The 18,193-nt window shown below is 32.6% G+C and carries 13 protein-coding genes and 1 other annotated feature; of the genes, 7 read left to right on the top strand and 6 right to left on the bottom strand.

All coding sequences use genetic code 11. From position 1 onward, the window contains the following. Positions 1-102: 102 nt before the first annotated feature. Entirely contained in the window at positions 103-1,386 is a 1,284-nt protein-coding gene (locus GSH19_RS04380) for a dicarboxylate/amino acid:cation symporter (protein ID WP_237026881.1), read from the top strand. A 431-nt stretch (positions 1,387-1,817) separates the two neighbouring features. Here GSH19_RS04380 and gndA read toward each other — a convergent pair whose 3' ends face one another. Both gndA and zwf read right to left on the bottom strand, forming a co-directional pair. Continuing rightward, entirely contained in the window at positions 1,818-3,245 is a 1,428-nt protein-coding gene (gene gndA / locus GSH19_RS04375; RefSeq protein WP_237026880.1) for an NADP-dependent phosphogluconate dehydrogenase, read from the bottom strand. Between the two features lie 107 nt (positions 3,246-3,352). Further along, positions 3,353-4,828: a glucose-6-phosphate dehydrogenase gene (gene zwf / locus GSH19_RS04370; protein ID WP_237026879.1), complete on the bottom strand. Its 1,476-nt coding sequence runs from the start codon at positions 4,826-4,828 to the stop codon at positions 3,353-3,355. A 205-nt stretch (positions 4,829-5,033) separates the two neighbouring features. Beyond that, positions 5,034-5,277 (top strand) — a binding site (T-box leader). A gap of 55 nt (positions 5,278-5,332) precedes the next feature. Between zwf and GSH19_RS04365 the strand changes: the two genes are divergently transcribed. Genes GSH19_RS04365 through GSH19_RS04355 form a run of 3 tightly spaced genes read left to right on the top strand, consistent with a single transcriptional unit; the run spans position 5,333 to position 8,182 of the window. Further along, positions 5,333-6,175: a MetQ/NlpA family ABC transporter substrate-binding protein gene (locus GSH19_RS04365; RefSeq protein ID WP_237026878.1), complete on the top strand. Its 843-nt coding sequence runs from the start codon at positions 5,333-5,335 to the stop codon at positions 6,173-6,175. A 14-nt stretch (positions 6,176-6,189) separates the two neighbouring features. Continuing rightward, on the top strand, positions 6,190-7,029 hold the full coding sequence (locus GSH19_RS04360) for a MetQ/NlpA family ABC transporter substrate-binding protein (protein WP_237026877.1): 840 nt from the start codon (positions 6,190-6,192) through the stop codon (positions 7,027-7,029). A gap of 13 nt (positions 7,030-7,042) precedes the next feature. Beyond that, positions 7,043-8,182: an ArgE/DapE family deacylase gene (locus tag GSH19_RS04355; RefSeq protein WP_237026876.1), complete on the top strand. Its 1,140-nt coding sequence runs from the start codon at positions 7,043-7,045 to the stop codon at positions 8,180-8,182. A 78-nt stretch (positions 8,183-8,260) separates the two neighbouring features. Here the strand turns inward: GSH19_RS04355 and GSH19_RS04350 are convergent, their stop codons facing one another. From GSH19_RS04350 to GSH19_RS04335, 4 genes are all read right to left on the bottom strand, one after another. Further along, positions 8,261-8,593, bottom strand: coding sequence for a hypothetical protein (locus GSH19_RS04350; protein WP_237026875.1), 333 nt, complete (start codon positions 8,591-8,593; stop codon positions 8,261-8,263). Positions 8,594-8,791: 198 nt separating this feature from the next. Then, positions 8,792-9,844: an Eco57I restriction-modification methylase domain-containing protein gene (locus GSH19_RS04345; protein ID WP_237026874.1), complete on the bottom strand. Its 1,053-nt coding sequence runs from the start codon at positions 9,842-9,844 to the stop codon at positions 8,792-8,794. Next, on the bottom strand, positions 9,841-13,107 hold the full coding sequence (locus GSH19_RS04340; protein WP_237026873.1) for a DEAD/DEAH box helicase family protein: 3,267 nt from the start codon (positions 13,105-13,107) through the stop codon (positions 9,841-9,843). The genes GSH19_RS04345 and GSH19_RS04340 overlap by 4 nt, the downstream gene beginning before the upstream one ends. 3 nt (positions 13,108-13,110) lie before the next feature. Continuing rightward, entirely contained in the window at positions 13,111-14,049 is a 939-nt protein-coding gene (locus tag GSH19_RS04335) for a restriction endonuclease (RefSeq protein WP_237026872.1), read from the bottom strand. 1,233 nt (positions 14,050-15,282) lie between these two features. Between GSH19_RS04335 and GSH19_RS04330 the strand changes: the two genes are divergently transcribed. From GSH19_RS04330 to glyA, 3 genes are all read left to right on the top strand, one after another. Continuing rightward, positions 15,283-15,480, top strand: coding sequence for a hypothetical protein (locus GSH19_RS04330; protein WP_237026871.1), 198 nt, complete (start codon positions 15,283-15,285; stop codon positions 15,478-15,480). A 312-nt stretch (positions 15,481-15,792) separates the two neighbouring features. Next, positions 15,793-16,932, top strand: coding sequence for an ArgE/DapE family deacylase (locus GSH19_RS04325; RefSeq protein WP_237026870.1), 1,140 nt, complete (start codon positions 15,793-15,795; stop codon positions 16,930-16,932). Positions 16,933-16,952: 20 nt separating this feature from the next. Continuing rightward, positions 16,953-18,185, top strand: coding sequence for a serine hydroxymethyltransferase (gene glyA, locus GSH19_RS04320; RefSeq protein ID WP_237026869.1), 1,233 nt, complete (start codon positions 16,953-16,955; stop codon positions 18,183-18,185). Positions 18,186-18,193: the final 8 nt, after the last annotated feature.

Raw genomic sequence — 18,193 nt, 5'->3', positions numbered from 1 at the left:
TTGCCGCGCAATTTGTAAAAACCGTTTAATCTACTATGGTTAAGCGGTTTTTTTTATGCTATATTGGATATAAGTTTGAAGAATAGGAAGTGCAAAATTTTTATGGAAACACGTAAGAAATTCAGTCTTTCATTAGGATGGCAAATTCTAATTGGATTAGCGTTAGGAATCTTTTTTGGGATTATTTTTTATCAAAATAAAACAGCAATTACTGCGATGCAAAATATTGGAACAATGTTCATAAGTTTAATTAAAATGATTGTTTTACCAATTGTTGTTTCCTGTTTAACAGTTGGAATATCGAGTATGGGTAATATACATAAATTAGGAAGAATCGGTGGAAAAACAATTCTTTACTTTGAATTAATGACAACGATTGCTATTATATTAGGAATAATAGTTGGAAATGTAGCTCATCCAGGTGATTTTATTGATGTTCATTCATTAAATACAACTGATGTAAGCCAATATATCTCAACAGCTCAAGATACTTCTAAAACAGGATTTTGGGCGCATATTATGGCAATAATTCCAACTAATATATTCGAATCACTTTGTAAGGGTGATATGATGCCAATTATTTTCTTCTCAGTTTTCTTTGGATTAGGGACGGCAGCAATTGGTGAAAAGGGGAAAATTATAACTGATTTTCTAGATTCTGTTTCTCAAGTAATGTTTAAAATAACTAATTGGGTTATGCGTACTGCTCCAATTGGTGTATGTGCATTAATTGGAGTTACATTAGCTGAACTTGGAATCAAAGCCTTAATTCCATTAAGTTTCTTTGTCTTTTTAACATATTTCACGATGGCTTTCTTCGTTCTTATCGTCATGGGAATAGTTGCAAGAATTTGTAAATTCAAATTATTTGAGCTTCTAACAGTGATTAAAAGTGAAATTGTTCTAGCATTTTCAACTGCAAGTTCTGAATCAGTATTACCTAAAACAATGGAAAAAATGGAAAAATTTGGAGTATCTCGTTCAATTGTTTCATTTGTAATTCCAACAGGTTATACTTTTAACTTAGATGGTTCAGCAATCTATCAATCACTTGCTGCATTATTCTTAGCACAGGCCTATAATATTCATTTAAGTCTGGGACAACAAATTTCATTAATTGTTGTTTTAATGATTACTTCAAAAGGAATGGCAGGAGTGCCAGGAGCTTCATTTGTGGTTTTATTAGCTACTTTATCAAGTATTAATGTTCCAATGTCTGGACTAACTATTATCGCTGGAATCGACCGTTTTATCGATATGGGACGTACTGCTGTTAATGTGATTGGTAATTCATTAGCAACTGTTGTAATTAGTCGATCAGAAAAAGAATATGATCATGAAAAAGGATTAAAATATTTACAATCAATTAAAGAAAATAAAGAATAAAAAAAAGGAGCATCCAGTTAGGATGCTCCTTTTATAATGTTTAAATTTATATATTATTAATAACTCCCCTAAAAGTTTCCTAGAAGGTTAAGCTTAATAAAATTATTTTTATTTATATTTAATTAACACGTCAATGATTATAAATATATGCCGAGATACTAATAACAACAAAATTATTATGTTATCAATTTTATTGTTATCGTATCTCGCTTATAACCTAGATATTAAAAGCAGGTGAGATAACAATAAAATTTAACTCATTTGACGACGGATGATAATGCGATCCAGGCTCTTCATATTCGATATTCATGTTATCTCACCTCCAATTTATTTATTAACTTAATTATACTTATTATTTTTAGATAAGACAAGTTTTATGTATATAAAAAAAGCTCAAAATCAATTTGAGCTTTTTTGCAATAAAAATTATTTTATTGTTCTTCGTACCATGGGTAATGGAAGCTACCTTCACGATCAGTACGTTCGTAAGTGTGAGCACCGAAGTAATCACGTTGTGCTTGCAATAAGTTAGCAGGCAATACTTCTGAACGGAATGAATCGTAGTATGATAATGCAGCTGATAATGATGGAACTGGAATACCAGCTTTTGAAGCAAATGCGATAACATCTCTAGTTGCTTCTTGGTACTTATTAGCGATGTCTGAGAAGTAGTCATCCATTAATAAGTTCTTCAAGCTTGGGTTCTTTTCGTAAGCATTAGTAATGTTTTGTAGGAATTGTGCACGAATGATACAACCTTCACGCCAGATTTGAGCTAATTCGTTGTATTTTAAGTCCCAGTTGTAGAAGTCAGAAGCCATTCTCATTTGTTCAAAACCTTGAGCATAACTCATGATTTTACCAAAGTATAATGCTTGTCTAACTTTTTCAACTAAATCATCACTAGCTTTAGGAGCTTCTTTTGGTCCGTTAAGAACTTTTGAAGCTTCAACACGTTCGTCTTTCATCATTGAGATATATCTAGCATAAACAGATTCAGTAATAACTGATTGGTTTGCACCAGTGTTTAATGCATCTTCTGATGACCATTTACCAGTACCTTTGTTAGCACCACGGTCAAGAATCATGTCAACGATAGGTTTAGTTTTGTCTTCACCTAAGTCATCTTTTCTAGTTAAGATATCAGCAGTGATTTCGATTAGGTAACTGTTAAGTTCACCTTCGTTCCAATCTTTGAAGATGTCTGCTAATTGGTCAACTGAGTAACCAGCAGCATTTCTAAGAAGGTTGTAACTTTCATCGATTAATTCTTCATCACCGTATTCGATACCGTTATGCACCATTTTTACGTAGTGACCAGCACCGTTAGGTCCGATATATGCTACACATGGTTTACCGTCTTCAGCTTTAGCAGCGATTTTTTCAACGATTGGTGCAACAAGATCGTAAGCTTCTTTTTGTCCACCAGGCATAAGTGAAGGACCTCTTAAGGCACCTAATTCACCACCTGATACACCCATTCCGATAAAGTTAATACCAGATTTAGCAAGACGTTCACTTCTTTCCATAGTGTTATGGAAGTTAGTGTTACCACCATCAATTAAGATGTCGCCTTCGTCAAGAAGTGGTAGTAATTCGTCGATAACAGCATCAGTAGCTTTACCAGCTTGTACCATGATCATAATAGTACGAGGTTTTTCTAATGAGTTAACGAATTCTTCAATAGTGTAACCAGGAACAAGATTCTTTTCACTGTGATCTTTCATTACAGTTTCTGTTTTTGATGTAGTACGGTTATAAATTGCAACGTTGAAGCCACGACTTTCAATGTTTAGGGCAAGGTTTTTACCCATAACAGCCATACCTACAACACCAATATTTGCTTTTTTATCAGCCATGATATACCTTCCTTTTCAATGATTAATTATTATATTCACAATTCTATTTTACCACTGGTTCATAGAATTGTGAAAGGACAAAATAGCGTTTTCACGCTTTTTATAAATTATTTATCTTCTGGATAAACCCATTTGTGACCATCACGTGCTAATAAGTCATCAGCCGCTTTTGGTCCCATAGTACCAGGTGTGTAATTAGGGAAGTCAGGTTTAGTTGTATCCCATAATTTTTGAACAGGATCAACGAATTTCCATGCAGCAGCAACTTCTTGCCAACTAGCAAAGTTAGTTACATCACCTTTTAAGATGTCATGGAATAAACGTTCGTATGGTTCTGGAACAACTTCAGCACGAGCATCATTTTCAAGATAACTTAAATCAACTTTTTCAGTATGGAAACCTTGTCCAGCATCTTTAACGTTCATCTTGAATGAAACTCCACCACGTGGGTCAATGTAAATGGTTAATACATTGTTTGTAATGCCGCTTTCAAGACCACTATTTGAGAAAATATCAACTACTGGTTGTTTGAAGACAACATCAACACGAGTGAATTTATCAGCTAATTTTTTACCTGATCTGATGTAGAAAGGAGTATTACCCCAACGAGGAGTATTGAAAGTTAATTTACCTGCAACATAAGTGTTATTGATTGAATCTTCAGGAACACCATCTTCATCACGGTAAGCTTTTGAATCAGAGCTTTCACCATATTGTCCTCTAACAAAGTTTTCTTTTGCGCCGTTTTCGTCGTAGAAGTTTAAACTCTGTAATACTTTAACTTTTTCAGTACGGATATTTTGGTCCACAAATGATTGTGGTTCATCCATTGCAAGCAAACTAACAATTTGCATTGTATGGTTTTGAATCATATCACGTAATGCACCAGCAGTATCATAGTATCCAGCTCTTTCTTCAACACCTAGGCTTTCTGAAAGAGTAACTTGGATGTTTTCAATGTAGTTATGGTTCCAAACTGCATTGATCATAGGATTACTAAATCTGATTACTGGAATGTCTTGAACCATTTCTTTACCAAGATAATGGTCAATTCTAAAGATTTGATCTTCATCGAATGCAGCATTTAATGAATTATTTAATTCTTCTGCTGATTCGTAATCTTTACCAAATGGCTTTTCAATAACTAAACGGTTGAAACCACCATTTTCAGATAAGACGCGTTGTTTTTTTAAGTCATTGGCAACCATACCAAAGAATCTTGGTGCCATTGAAACGTAAAATACACGATTACCATTTAAATCATATTTTTCATCTAATTCATTACAGTTATTTCTAAGCTTTTCGTAATCTTCAGCTTTAGTAACATCATGAACTTCAAAATAGAAATGGCTGGCGAATTCTTCAGCTTGTTCTTGACTTTCAGCATGTTTTTCTACTGAATTTTTAACTACTTCTCTAAATTCTTCGTTAGAAAGAGGCTTTCTTGCTAAACCTAATAGTGCAAACTTAGTATCTAAAAGACCTTTTTTGTAAAGGTTGAAGATAGATGGGTAAAGCTTTCTAACAGCTAAATCACCAGTTCCACCAAAAAGTACAAACAAAGCACGGGTTGCATTTGTCAATTACTTTCACTCCTTTGAAATATTATTACTACTCTTGCATATAACATTTCTGTATATACCACATGCTAATTATATAACACTTGAGATGATGATAAAAGGAGATAAAGTTATAAGAGGTTTAAAAAAGTTCTAAATTATTTTTGAAAAGTTTTTTCTTGACTATTGAGGTTCTTTTTATGTATATTGATAGACAAATAAAAATAGTTTAAATAAATGGAAAAGCAGAGTAAAAGTTGAATGATCTAAGAGAGTTTCTGGTTGGTGTGAAGAAATGATTTGCAGACTTTGAAGATGGGCTTGGAGTTTTTATCGATGAACAATTAGTCGATAACGGGTTTGTCACCGATATCATTACAAAGTTATTCTTGTACGTATGGAGTAACTTATTGAGGTAGATTTTGTAAGAAGTCTATAAATCAAGGTGGTATCGCGAAGCATTCGTCCTTAGAAATAGGGATGAGTGCTTTTTTTATTTAAACTATTACATATCTTAGGAGGATTATCATGAGTAAATTAGTTAAACGAATTATTTGGATTGTAGTCGCAATTGCGATTGTATGTGTGGGATATTTTAGTTTCTTTCACACTAGTAAAAGTGAAGCAAATACAATTAAAGTAGGAATTATGTCTGGATCAAAGCAAGAAGATAATATTTGGAAACAAGTTGCTAAAACAGCAGAAGATAAATATGGATTAAAAGTTCAATTTAAACGTTTTAGTGATTACTCACAGCCTAATAAAGCATTATCTAGTGGAGATATTGATGTTAATGCCTTTCAAAATTATCCATTCTTAGAAAATTGGAATAAAGCAAATAAATCAGACATTGTGGCCGTTGGCGATACAGTAATTGAACCAATGAGAATTTATTCATACAAATATAAATTAGTTACTGAAATTCCAAAGAATGCCAAAATTGCTGTTCCTAATGATACTAATAATGAATCAAGAGCACTCCGTACCCTTCAAAGTGCTGGATTAATTAAGTTAAATGATACTCATCAATTTGCCAGCAAAAAAGATATTGTTTCAAACCCTAAAAATATCAAGATTGATGAAGTTGATGCTTCTCAAACTCCTCGTGTATTAGATGATGAAGCAGCTTCAGTGGTTAATGGTAACTTTGCTCAAAGCTCAAGTCTAAATCCAAAGAAAGCAATTTACACTGCACCATTTGATAAAAACTCACATCAATGGGTTAACTTCATTGCAGCTAATAAGAAAGATAAAGATAAAAAGATTATCAAAGATTTAGTTAAAGCATATCAAACTGAAGCAACTAAAAAAGAAATTAAAAAACAAACTGGAATTAATCAACAAGCAGCTTGGGATTTGAAATTTAAATAAAAGAGAAATTAATAATGAATAAAACTCTAAAGTATCTAATATCAATTGTCGTAATTATTTTAATTGTCTTTGTCGGTTATAAAAGTTTCTTTAAATCAAGTAAGACAGAAGCCAATACGATTACAGTAGGGATGATTACTGGATCAAAACAAGATGAGAAATTATGGAATTCAGTTTCTAAGACAGCCAAAGATAAATACGGACTAACAGTTAAAATTAAAAACTTTTCTGATTATTCTCAACCTAATAAAGCATTATCTAATAAAGATACTGATGTAAATGCTTTTCAAACTCAGGCTTTCTTAGATGTTTGGAATAAATCAAATAAAACTAATTTAAAAACTGCCGGAAAGACCATCATTGCACCAATGAAGATTTATTCAAAGAAATATACTAGCTTAAGTCAAATTCCAAATGATGGAACCATTGCAATTCCAAATGATACTAATAATGAATCACGTGGATTGAAAGTCCTAGAAAGTGCTGGATTAATTAAGTTAAAAAATGAACCATTAGCAACGGTTAAATCAATTACTTCTAATCCAAAAAACTTGAAGATTAAAGAAGTTGATGCTTCACAAACCGCTCGTGTTTTAAATGACGTGAGTGCATCGACCGTAAATAGTGGCTTTGCCTTAGCTGCTAATTTGAATCCAAGAAAAGCAATTTTCTCAGAGAAATTAGATACAAATGCTGCACAATACGTGAATGTGATTGCATCAAGAAAAGATAATGCTCAAGATAAAAATGTCAAAAATTTAGTTAAAGCATATCAAAGTGAAAAAACAAAAAAAGAGATTGAAAAAATTTATGGTGAAAATGAAGTGCCAGCTTGGAATTTAAAATTTAAATAAAGAGATGATAATCATGGAAGAATCAGAAAAATTACAAATATTAAGTGATTTAATTGCGATCAATACAATTAACGGAAATGAATTAGAATCAGCTCAGTATATTCAAAATTTATTAGTGAAATATGGCATTAAAGCAGAGATTGATGAATTTGATCAAAGCAGAGCTAATTTAGTAGCTGAAATCGGGGATCAAAATAGTGATATGATTCTAGGATTTACGGGACATCAGGATACAGTTGCGGTTTCTCAATTAGAAAAGTGGAATTCTGATCCCTTTAAGGCAACAATTGATGAAGTTCGAATTTATGGTCGTGGTGCAGCTGACATGAAGAGTGGATTAGCTGCTGAAATAATTGCTTTGATTGAATTAAAAGAAAGTAATCAGCCAATTAATGGAAGAGTCCGCTTACTTTTAACTTCTGGAGAAGAGTTGGGAGCTCAAGGGGCTTACCATTTTGACCAAAGTAAAATTAAAGATTTAAGTTACATGGTAGTTGGTGAACCGACCGAGGGAAATGTGACCTATTCGCATTCTGGAAGTTTAAATTATCGGATTATCAGTCATGGTAAGGCTTATCATAGCTCAGTTCCTCAAAATGGAATTAACGCCATTAGTGGATTGGTTGAATATATTAATCAAGAAAAAACGATCTTTAATGATTTACCCACAGATCCAATCTTAGGGGATGTTCAACATAGTGTGACCGTGATCGACGGTGGTTCTCAAGTGAATATTATTCCAGACCATGCAGAATTACAGGGGAATATTCGTCCAACTAAAGCGGGGACAAATGAAGCAATCATTGAAATCATTCAAAAGACTTTGGCAAAGATTAATCAGACAACTGAATATGATTTAGAATTTGAATTAATTCATAATTTTTATCCGGTCGTAAATGAACCAGATGCAAAATTAGTTGATGTTGCTATTGAAGCTTCCAAAAAATATTACACAAAGCATGAACCTAAAAAACAAATTGATAATGGTGCAACTGATGCAAGTGTCTTTGTTCAATATAAATCTGACTTGCCAGTAGTTATCTTAGGTCCTGATAATGAAGGTAGCTCTCATCAAATTAATGAGCATACGACTGTAAATAGTTTTTTGGAAATTATTGATGCTTATAAAGAAATGGTCAGAAATTTATTATAAAAAAAGGCTTGAGCTGAGAACTCGAGTCTTTTTTAATGTTTTAATAATGTATTAGGATGGTTTACCTATATCAATATTTTAGTTTGAATCGTCTTGATCATAGTGATCATAACCACCATATTCATTGTTAAAAGTTCCAAATCCATCATCATTACGATCATCATCAGTTTGATAATCAGTAACATCATATTTGTTCTTTTTAATTTTTTTATTTGGTTTAGTTTTTAAAGATTTACTGATATTAAAAACTAGTTTTATACATAAATAAAAAATAACAAGAATTGTTATTCCTTGAATAATTTCTAAACCACCATAAATGATTTTAGAAAATGGATTATTATTATGATTTACTTTTATAAATAAACATAAGATTCCAATTATTAATAAAATTTTTTTATAATTTATTTTCATTATTGAATACCACCGAATTAGTTAAGTAATTGTTGTAACTATCATACCATGTAAAATTCGATAGATTTACCAGTTGAAATCAACTATGATGTAGTTAGTTTAAAAATTAAGGAGGGATACATTGAGAATCACATCATATATTTTAGAACTAATATTTTCTTTTTAGTTTTGTTTTCAAAACTTTCATATTTGATTTTGCTATTTAATATGACTATTGAAATTAACAATATTTTCTTCAGATTTATTTTGAATATTTTGTTCAACGAAGTTACGAATATATTCCGGGACATTGTATTTATTAAACAAATTAATGTTTATTTCTTCTATTGATAATTCCCACCAGTCTTCTTGGTAGTTTTGAGTGGGGACAGCTCCCCAGGCTGTCGTAGAATGCTGGGAAAATTTATTGAGATACAATAGTGATCTAGTGAATTTTGTCATTAAATATTTTGCGTGTTTTTGAGCTTCTTCAAAAGTACTAAAAGATCCCGATTCTTGCCATGTTTCAGTTGTAGCAACACCCGGGAAGGCTATAATTATATCTGAGAACGCTCCACCTAACCCTGCTGATTCATTCCAATTACCCCAAGCATAGGGAACAAGAACTTTATACCTATACAAAGATTTACTTATTTTTGGAAACGGATAGTCTTTGGGGACATATTTTATTATTCTACCACTACGGCCACCGGTCCATAATTCAATATCATCTTCTTTTAATTTTTTATCTTGAATACTTGGTAGATTGTATTTACTTGTATTTTTTATCACATCGGTACGTAAGCCATATGGCTTAAGTACCGATGTGATCTGTTGAACCGATTGAAATTTTTCTGTCTGATTAACAAAATTAGATAATTCTTGTATTTCTTTTGGTTTTTTGACTGATGACTTCTCGGTATATAGAGTTTCTATTCTAGGTGCGTCACCATCGGTTAATATTCGTTGAGAACCATTTAGCCCATTATCATAGTCTCTCGACCACAGTATGATATTAGTCCATTCTGCTCCCGATACCCCAGGGAAAGCATTATGCCTGTTGTCAATTTGAACAATTTGTCTATCTTCTTTTATGTCTTTTTTATTTAATTTACTTAAATTATTATTGTTTTTGGGTTGTTGCCATCCATTAGGGAATATCATATCAACAGTATTTCCGATATTTATACCCATTAAATAAAAATCAGTGTAAATCTGCTTCTTTGCTTCTCCTTGATATGGTGGGTTACCAATTACAACATCGAATTTCATTCTATATTACCTCCAAAAAGTTCTTCACACTTCGCTTCAAAATCACCTTCACCACGAGCAAAAGGTATTGTGTCAAGAAATACGATATGTGAATCATTAATATTTTTAGCTTTTTCATCAAAACCAAATATGAAATTACGAGCAATTTTATATATTATTTCGCTTGGTGCAAAGCCATATACTTGATGCTCCAAAATATGCTCCAGACGTTTATCATCATCAGGAATCTGGTCTTTCAAACCTATATACAAGCGTTTTACGATTTCAGTAATATATAGTCCTGACTTCATATACAAATCAACAAATGTCTTATTAGGATCTGTGAAATCTTCCGTATTTTCAACCTTCAACTTATCAATCATCATCTTCACCACATTCTTAGGTGTAAAGATTTGGTTAGTTTGTTGTGGTGGAATGTAATCAAAAATATCCTCTTCTTGGTCTTCATCAAAATAGTTGGCTAACTCTTGACGTTTACGTAAGAATTCTTGCACAGATTCATCAAAAACAACTTGATCGAAAAAATGATAGGTATCACGCAATGCGATGAACTGGTCTAAAGTAATGCCAGTAACTTCTTTGAAGACATTATCCTTAATTGTTGTATCAAAGCTACTCAAAGTAGTACTAGATTCACCATAAGCCATCAAGAATGATGGAATGGTACGGGTAAAACCACGTAAGCGTGCACGAACCTCATCTTCAACGGTATTTTTCTTCTTATCTTCAGCTTGCTTCATAATGGTTTCCGTCGATTGTTGCGCTAATTCTTGAGTTTTAGTTTTAACAGCCGCTTCCAAATTTTTTTTGAAATCATTTTCAACTTCCTGTTCTTTAGCCTTATATGTTGCCTTAGCCTCATTCAGTTTTTGAATATCATTATTAGATTCTGCAACAATTTTTTTGTACTCAACCTCGGCGATGTTATGTTTAATTTCAGCTTGCTTTTGAACCATTTCCACTTTGCGAGCAATTGAGTTAGTATTTTGTTGAAGTACTTGTTCTGCTGATTTTAAGTTCAAACCATTTTCTTTAGCCAAGTCCTTCATAATATCTTGGGTACTTGTCTTGAATGCATTAGCGATTTTAGCTGAAAGTCCTACTTCGGTAGGGTTATTTACTTCATTGGCAGCTTCCTGCATATCGCTATAAACTTTTGGACCAAAATGAGCATTAGTATTTTCAACAGATTTCTCTTGTTCGACTGTGGCATCACCATTTTCATCGACTCGCACATCCATTGTATCAATAGGTTTATCCGTCTTACGAGGTGCCGTTTTACCTTGGTCGACTGGAGACAATTGTTCCAAAATTTCACGAGCTCCTGCAGAAGCAAAAATACCAGAGATATTTTGGAAAAGTAAGTTTGACATAAACCCACGACGCACAACTTCCTGCGCTTTTATCATCTTAGGAATCATCAATACTTGATTTACATCCAATTCAACCATTTTACCTTCATTATCTTGCGCAATTACTGGGAAGAAATTCAGTAAAGTCCGAATGTTGTCTTTACGGCTTTCCGATTCTCCACCACCATTAGCGGTTTTTGGACTCAAGTTATTAGCAAATTCATCATAAATCATTAAAGTTCGTTCTGGTGCAAAGTCGAAGACATATGCATTTTCTTTTTGTTGCATTTGCCCATCAATTTCATAATTCCATGGATTTTGGGCCCGAAAGGCTGCCTGCATGTACAGACTTGGTGATTTCATATTAGATAACATCAAAACGCCAGTCCATTCAGGAACTGTCACACCGGTTGTCAATTGACCTACCGATAAAGTAATCGTCTTATCATGATTCTTAATTGCATTGCGAACTCGGTCCAATGATTTTTGGTTAACCGTTTGTTCATCATCGGTTGATTTACCATTGCCAGCCGCCAGCACGATTTCATAGTTTTCAAAGACAGGGTCATTTTTTAATAATTTTTCTAACGCTTTCGCACTAGCAACACGATTTAGTAACCAGAAGGTATGTTTTAGTTCGTTGCGCAACTCAGGTGTAGATAACGGGTACTTTTCATTATGCGTTAAAGAATTGAGCCACTTCTTTATATCGGATTCGTGAACGAATTTACCATTATCTTTAGTTTCAAAGAACTCATTCAGATCGAATGCATAATCAATGTTTTCGCCATCAATCTCAGCACCTTTATTCACTTCATCCGTAATCATCTGGCTCATTTGGTATGAGAACATGCTCAAACGTGGAATTTTTTCATATGGATTGTTTTCCTGAGTATCCACTTGCCAATTTTGCTTAGCTTCTTGTTCATCCACATATGTCCAGTTATAGATTTGTTCCTCAGAAAATTTATCTTCAGCCAATGCTTTGAATGGTGTACCTGAAAGATTCAACGTGAATTTGCGCTTAATCTGATTAAAAGCAATATCAGTCTTAAACGTGTCACGGCCTTCGTGACTTTCATCCACAACTAAAATATCCCAATTAAGGTCCTTAACCCACTTTAGTTTGTCATATGAACCGCCAAAAGATATGGCACCTTTTAAATCCTGTAATGAAATAAAAGCAATCATACGTTTTTTACCATTTTCATTAAAGGTTTGGTCGACAAACTCATTACGATTCATTGTTTTTCTTTCTTTAAGTGTATCAGCAGTTGATATAAAAGCATAGTCTGTCTGCCAAGCAATAAATTTCTGGAAATCATCAAACCATGAATTAGCAATAGCAGGGCGGTTAGTTACAACCAAAACATTCACTGCATTCAGCTTGCGTACTAAATCATAAGTAGTTAGAGTCTTACCAAAACGCGGCTTAGCATTCCATAAAAATTCTCCTCCCTCATGTGATTTTGCATAAGCAAGTGTAATATTAACTGCTTTTTCTTGCTCTGACCTTAGAGTGTAGTCTAACTGTTCTTTATCCTGGCTATATTCGTTATTCCGGAAATCATCAAAGTCCGCATGAGACTTTTCTGGCGTCCCATTATAATAGAACCATTCTGTCTTAGGACGTTGTTCAACTCCTTTAAACCTTTTCAAATAAGAGTGTAATTGTTTATCTGTAAACCATTTATCAGAGTTATTATGCTTAGCAGGTTCAGTCCATAGTTTATTATATGGCAAGTTCACCGCTGCGGTTTTAGTTTGTTCCAAAATACGATCATCAACATTTTCTCGTTCCGTATAGCCAATCTTAATCCAACCAGCATCTTCAGGCATTGTTGGTAAGGTATAGGCATAAATCTGAGGGTAGATATTTTTTGTTGTTTTGATAATTGTATTATTATTCATAATTTATTTGATTTCCTTATCTAAAAATTCCATTTTATTTGATTTCCAATTCATTATTTTGACACGTTTACCTGGTTTTACAATCCATCGTTCTTCGTAATCAGCATCATCAAATAATGATATCTGTTGATTAATCATTTTTTCTTTTTTCTCGCTTAAAGGAATAATATACTTCAACCCATCCATCTGAAAGACATTGTAGCTTATGATTTCAGCAATATCTTCAAATAATCCATATAAAGGTTCCTCTAACCACTTAGCATAATAGTAATCCCTATATGTGTAAAGCAGGTTTTCACGAGCAATCAAAAGTGAGTCACCACTCCATTCGAAACCATAACTTGATTTAAATGATTCCTCCACTAAACGTTGCCACTCCGATTTATTTTTAACTTCATTATTGATTCGTTTCAACTTGCGGTCGATGAAACCAACGCGTTCTCTAAGTGGAATTAATTCTCCTGTTTCCATATCGTAGCGCGATACCATATAGGGAGCTTCGCCACAAGTAATTTCGATCCATGTCCGACTTACATAGATTTCTAAATCACAATCTTGATAATTCTTATCAACCTCATCATTTTGCTTCTTCACAATCCAAGTTGGTGTAAATACCTCAGCTTTGGATTTTGTCCGTTCCTTTTGAATGTCATGATTTTTTAAAGCACGTGGCACAATCAATTGACCATGATTCCCTGTGACTAGATTAGGCTGCATTTGTGATTTAGCTGAGTAATCTTTAAACCCATAACGTATATAATTTTCATTCGCCCAGATGATATTTTGACTTACTTTATTTGTTGATTTAGTACGGTCAATCAACAATATATCAAGAATATCTGGCATGGTTTCGCGGAGAAAATTTTCTTGGATATTTGCTGAACTGATCTTTTCAATGACTTTATCACGATTATTGCTTAATTCTTTTTCTTTTTTTTCCACAGGAAAACAACCTCCAACGTTCATTTTTTGATATTACTCTATTCTAAAATCATAATGTCGCCACTATCGACGCCTCATGTTTCAGCAATTTTTACTATAGATTCAAACTTCACTTTTTCGCAATCATTCTCAGATAGAGGTATCTTCTATTCTTGAACAATTGGCTGCATTAAGAATATCTCACCAGTGATTATATAATCGATAAACCTTTAAACCAGAATAATATTTGAGATATTCCTACTCTTTGCTCTTCAGCTTGTCAATTAAAGCTTGTTCAAATTGAACTTCCACTATTTAACTATTTTTTTTAGTTGTAATTATTTACCAAAATGTCATAACTTTTTAGTTTATGACTCCCCAGTGTTAATTTCTGGATCAGTTTGGATTTCTTCCTCTACCTTTTTTCAACAATATGATGAGGTGTCCTTTTAAGTCTTTGATTTCTGTTTTGTATTCTTAGAGCAGTTTTTTGTCCGAAAATGAAAACCGGTTTTGCTGATCTACCAAATTTTGTTTTTTTTTTGAACTTCTAATAAACTTTTTTATATGTTCATCTCTTTATTTTATCATATGTTTTTATACTTAATATTTTTATCATTCATAATACCATCCTCTGAATTCACTTAATCAATATATAAAAATGATTGAACATATATTTTATTAAAAAATCCTTTATTACGAATGTTAATTTTTATTTAAATTAGACGAACTATTATTAGTAAATGAAGGTTTCAAATTTTCTACATAATTTAATGGATGGAAATTCGTGGTATGTTTTCTAAATATTCTTTAGCTTCATGATATCTGTTAGGACTTAAAACTAAGTTATGATAACTCTAAAAGTTTAATTGTGGGATTTGATTAATGGTATTTTCATTTAATAGAAAATTTTTTGAATTCATAATATTGATAATGATTACAAAATTTCCTTAGTGTTTTATTAAGATGTTCATTAAAAATTTCAAAATTCTATGATAAACTAATACGACTTAGATTGATGGATAATTTTTCACATATTTTAATTGATGATAATGAATACATTGGGGATTTATAAATCATTTTCAATTGAAGACAATATTGATTGTTAGCAGATATGGTGAGCTAATTATTTTGGTATAAAAATTCTTTTTTATTATTTTAAGTTTTTTATAGAATACCTGCAAATTTATAACTATACTGTAAAATATGATGGAGTATTAATAATAAATCTCATCTCAAAAAGGAGTTTTCCAAATGAATGACAATTTAAGAATCGCCGGAGCAATCATCACATTAATTGGAATATTTATTTTTGCATTCGGTAAAAAATTATTCCTATTACGTTTATATTTCGGTGATCGTAGTGTTTTTTCTCAGATCTTCTGGGGGATAATACTAATAATTATTGGACTTGGATTATTATATGCAAGTGGGGTTTTTTTCATAAAATAGCATTTAAAACAATTTAAGATTATAATGTTTTAATTTAATCGAGAAGTTGACAATCCATCAACCTTACCTTATGATATGTATCAACTTGAAAGTAGTAATTTATTAATAGTATTAGCGACTATTCAGATTGGTGAAATGGGATAGAGATAATAAATGAAGGCATTCAAGCATTAAATTTAAATAAACAATCTTAACTAAGATATTGAGATATTAAGTGTGAGCTTAATATAAAATAAGGTGGAACAGTGGTCACACGCCCTTGTACTTCAAGTACGAGAGCGTGTTTTTTTATTTACAATTGGAGGAATGAGCATGAATGATGAACAAAAAATTGAGATTTTAAAAGATTTAATCAAGATTAAAAGTGTTAACGGAAACGAATTAGCGGTTTCACAGTACATAAAAGATTTATTAGCTAAATATCAAATTGAAGCAACCATTGATGCTTTTAATGGCAACCGGGCTAATTTAATTGCAGAAATTGGTGATTCAAATAGCCAACAAGTGATTGGGATGACTGGTCATCAAGACACAGTGGAGTATTCTCACTTAAAAGATTGGGATAATAATCCATTTGATCCACAAATCGTTGATGGTAAATTATATGGCTTAGGGGCAGCTGATATGAAAAGTGGTTTAGCTGCTTCAGTGATTTCCTTTATTGAATTAAGTCAAACCGAATTGAAAGGGCGCGTGCGTCTCTTACTGACAGCTGGAGAAGAATTAGCTGGCGAAGGTTCGTACCGGTTTAAAAAAGCACAAATTGCTGATTTATCGGGGATGATTGTTTGTGAACCAACCGATGGTAATGTTACATATGCACATTCAGGAACTTTAAATTATCAAATCACGAGTGTCGGACAAGCTTATCATAGTTCAGAACCTGATAAAGGAACCAATGCGATTAGTGGGTTGGTAGAATATTTAAATCAAGAACGAATAATGTTTGATGATTTACCCGTCGATGATATTTTAGGTAAATTACAACATAGTGTGACCGTGATTAAAGGTGGTTCACAAGTTAATATAATTCCCGATTATGCAGAGATTTTTGGAAATATTCGTTCAACTGAAGTTGCCAATAATGCAACTGTAATTGAAATGATTGAAAAAGTATTAGCTGATATTAATCAAAAGTCTGATTATCAATTAAGTTTTAAAGCCATTCATGATTTTTATCCAGTGGAAACTCAACGTGATCATCCTTTTGTTCAAGCAGCCTTACAATCAACTAAAAAATATTATACTAATCATGCAGTTGAAGCTGATGTAACGACTGGAGGAACTGATGCGAGTGTCTTTGTTTTATCAAATAAAGAAATGCCAGTGATTATTTTAGGCCCTGATAGTGAAGGCAGTTCACATAAAATTAATGAACATACGACAGTAAATAGTTATCTAGAAATGATTAATATTTACCAAGATTTAATTACTAATTATTTAGCTAAATAGAAATTAGAGGAGGAAACATTATGTACAATTTTGAAAAAGAAGATGCAGAAATTTGGAATGCAATTCAAGCGGAAGAATACCGTCAAGATAATGTGATTGAATTAATTGCATCAGAAAATATTGCTTCAAAAGCAATTCGTTCGGCACAAGGAAGTGTTTTGACAAATAAATATGCGGTTGGTTATCCAGGTAATCGTGTCTACACTGGAAATGAAGCGATTGATCAAGTTGATGAAATTGCGATTAATCGAGCTAAAGAGTTATTTCATGCAGAATATGCAAATGTTTATCCTCATTCTGGAACTCAAGCTAATCAAGCAGTTTATGCAGCCTTTTTAAAACCTGGCGATAAAATTTTAGCGATGAGCGAACATGCGGGTGGTCATTTTACGCACGGACAATCACATAGTTTCTCAGGTAAATTATATGATGCTCATTTTTATGGAGTTAATTCAAAAGATGAATTATTGAATTTTGATAAAATCAGAGAACAAGCTTTAGAAGTTAAGCCGAGGCTAATCATTGCTGGAGCTTCAGCATATAGTCATCAAATTGATTGGAGTCAGTTTAGAAAAATTGCTGATGAAGTTGGAGCTTATTTAATGGTTGATATGGCTCACATTGCTGGATTAGTAGCAGCTGGCTTGCATCAAAATCCAGTTGAATATGCTGATGTAGTTACTTCAACCACACATAAAACTTTACGTGGACCACGTGGTGGAATCATTTTAGCTAAAGAAAAATATGCTGATAAGTTGAATAAATCAGTTTTTCCAGGATCACAAAGTGGAACTTTAGAACATGTTGTAGCCGCTAAAGCGATTGCTTTTAAAGAAGCCATTCAACCAGAGTTTAAAACATATATGCAACAAGTGATTAAAAATGCTCAAATTATGGCAAATGTTTTTGTTCAAGATGATGTCGTTAGATTAGTTGGCCATGAAGTAGAAAATCATGAAATGACGCTTGATTTAACTAAAACGGGATTAACTGGTGAACAAGCCGCTAATTTATTATATTCTGTGGGAATTGCGACTAATAAAGAATTATTACCATTAGAAAGTGGCGACGTGATGGAAGGAATTCGAATTGGAACACCAACGATTACTAGTCGAAACTTTGATGAAGCATCAGTTGCACAAGTTGCTAAATTGATTACTGAAGTTATGAAACATCCAAATGATAATGTTATTTTAGATAAAGTAAGCAATGAAGTGCAAAGATTAGTTAATAAATTTCCAGTAACTAGATAAGGAGATTT

Origin of the sequence: Lactobacillus sp. S2-2, assembly GCF_021698855.1 — a bacterium.
In the GTDB taxonomy this organism is placed as follows: Bacteria; Bacillota; Bacilli; order Lactobacillales; family Lactobacillaceae; genus Fructilactobacillus.
Note: the sequence above shows the minus strand (reverse complement) of the source record. Positions and strands in the feature narration are given on the sequence as shown.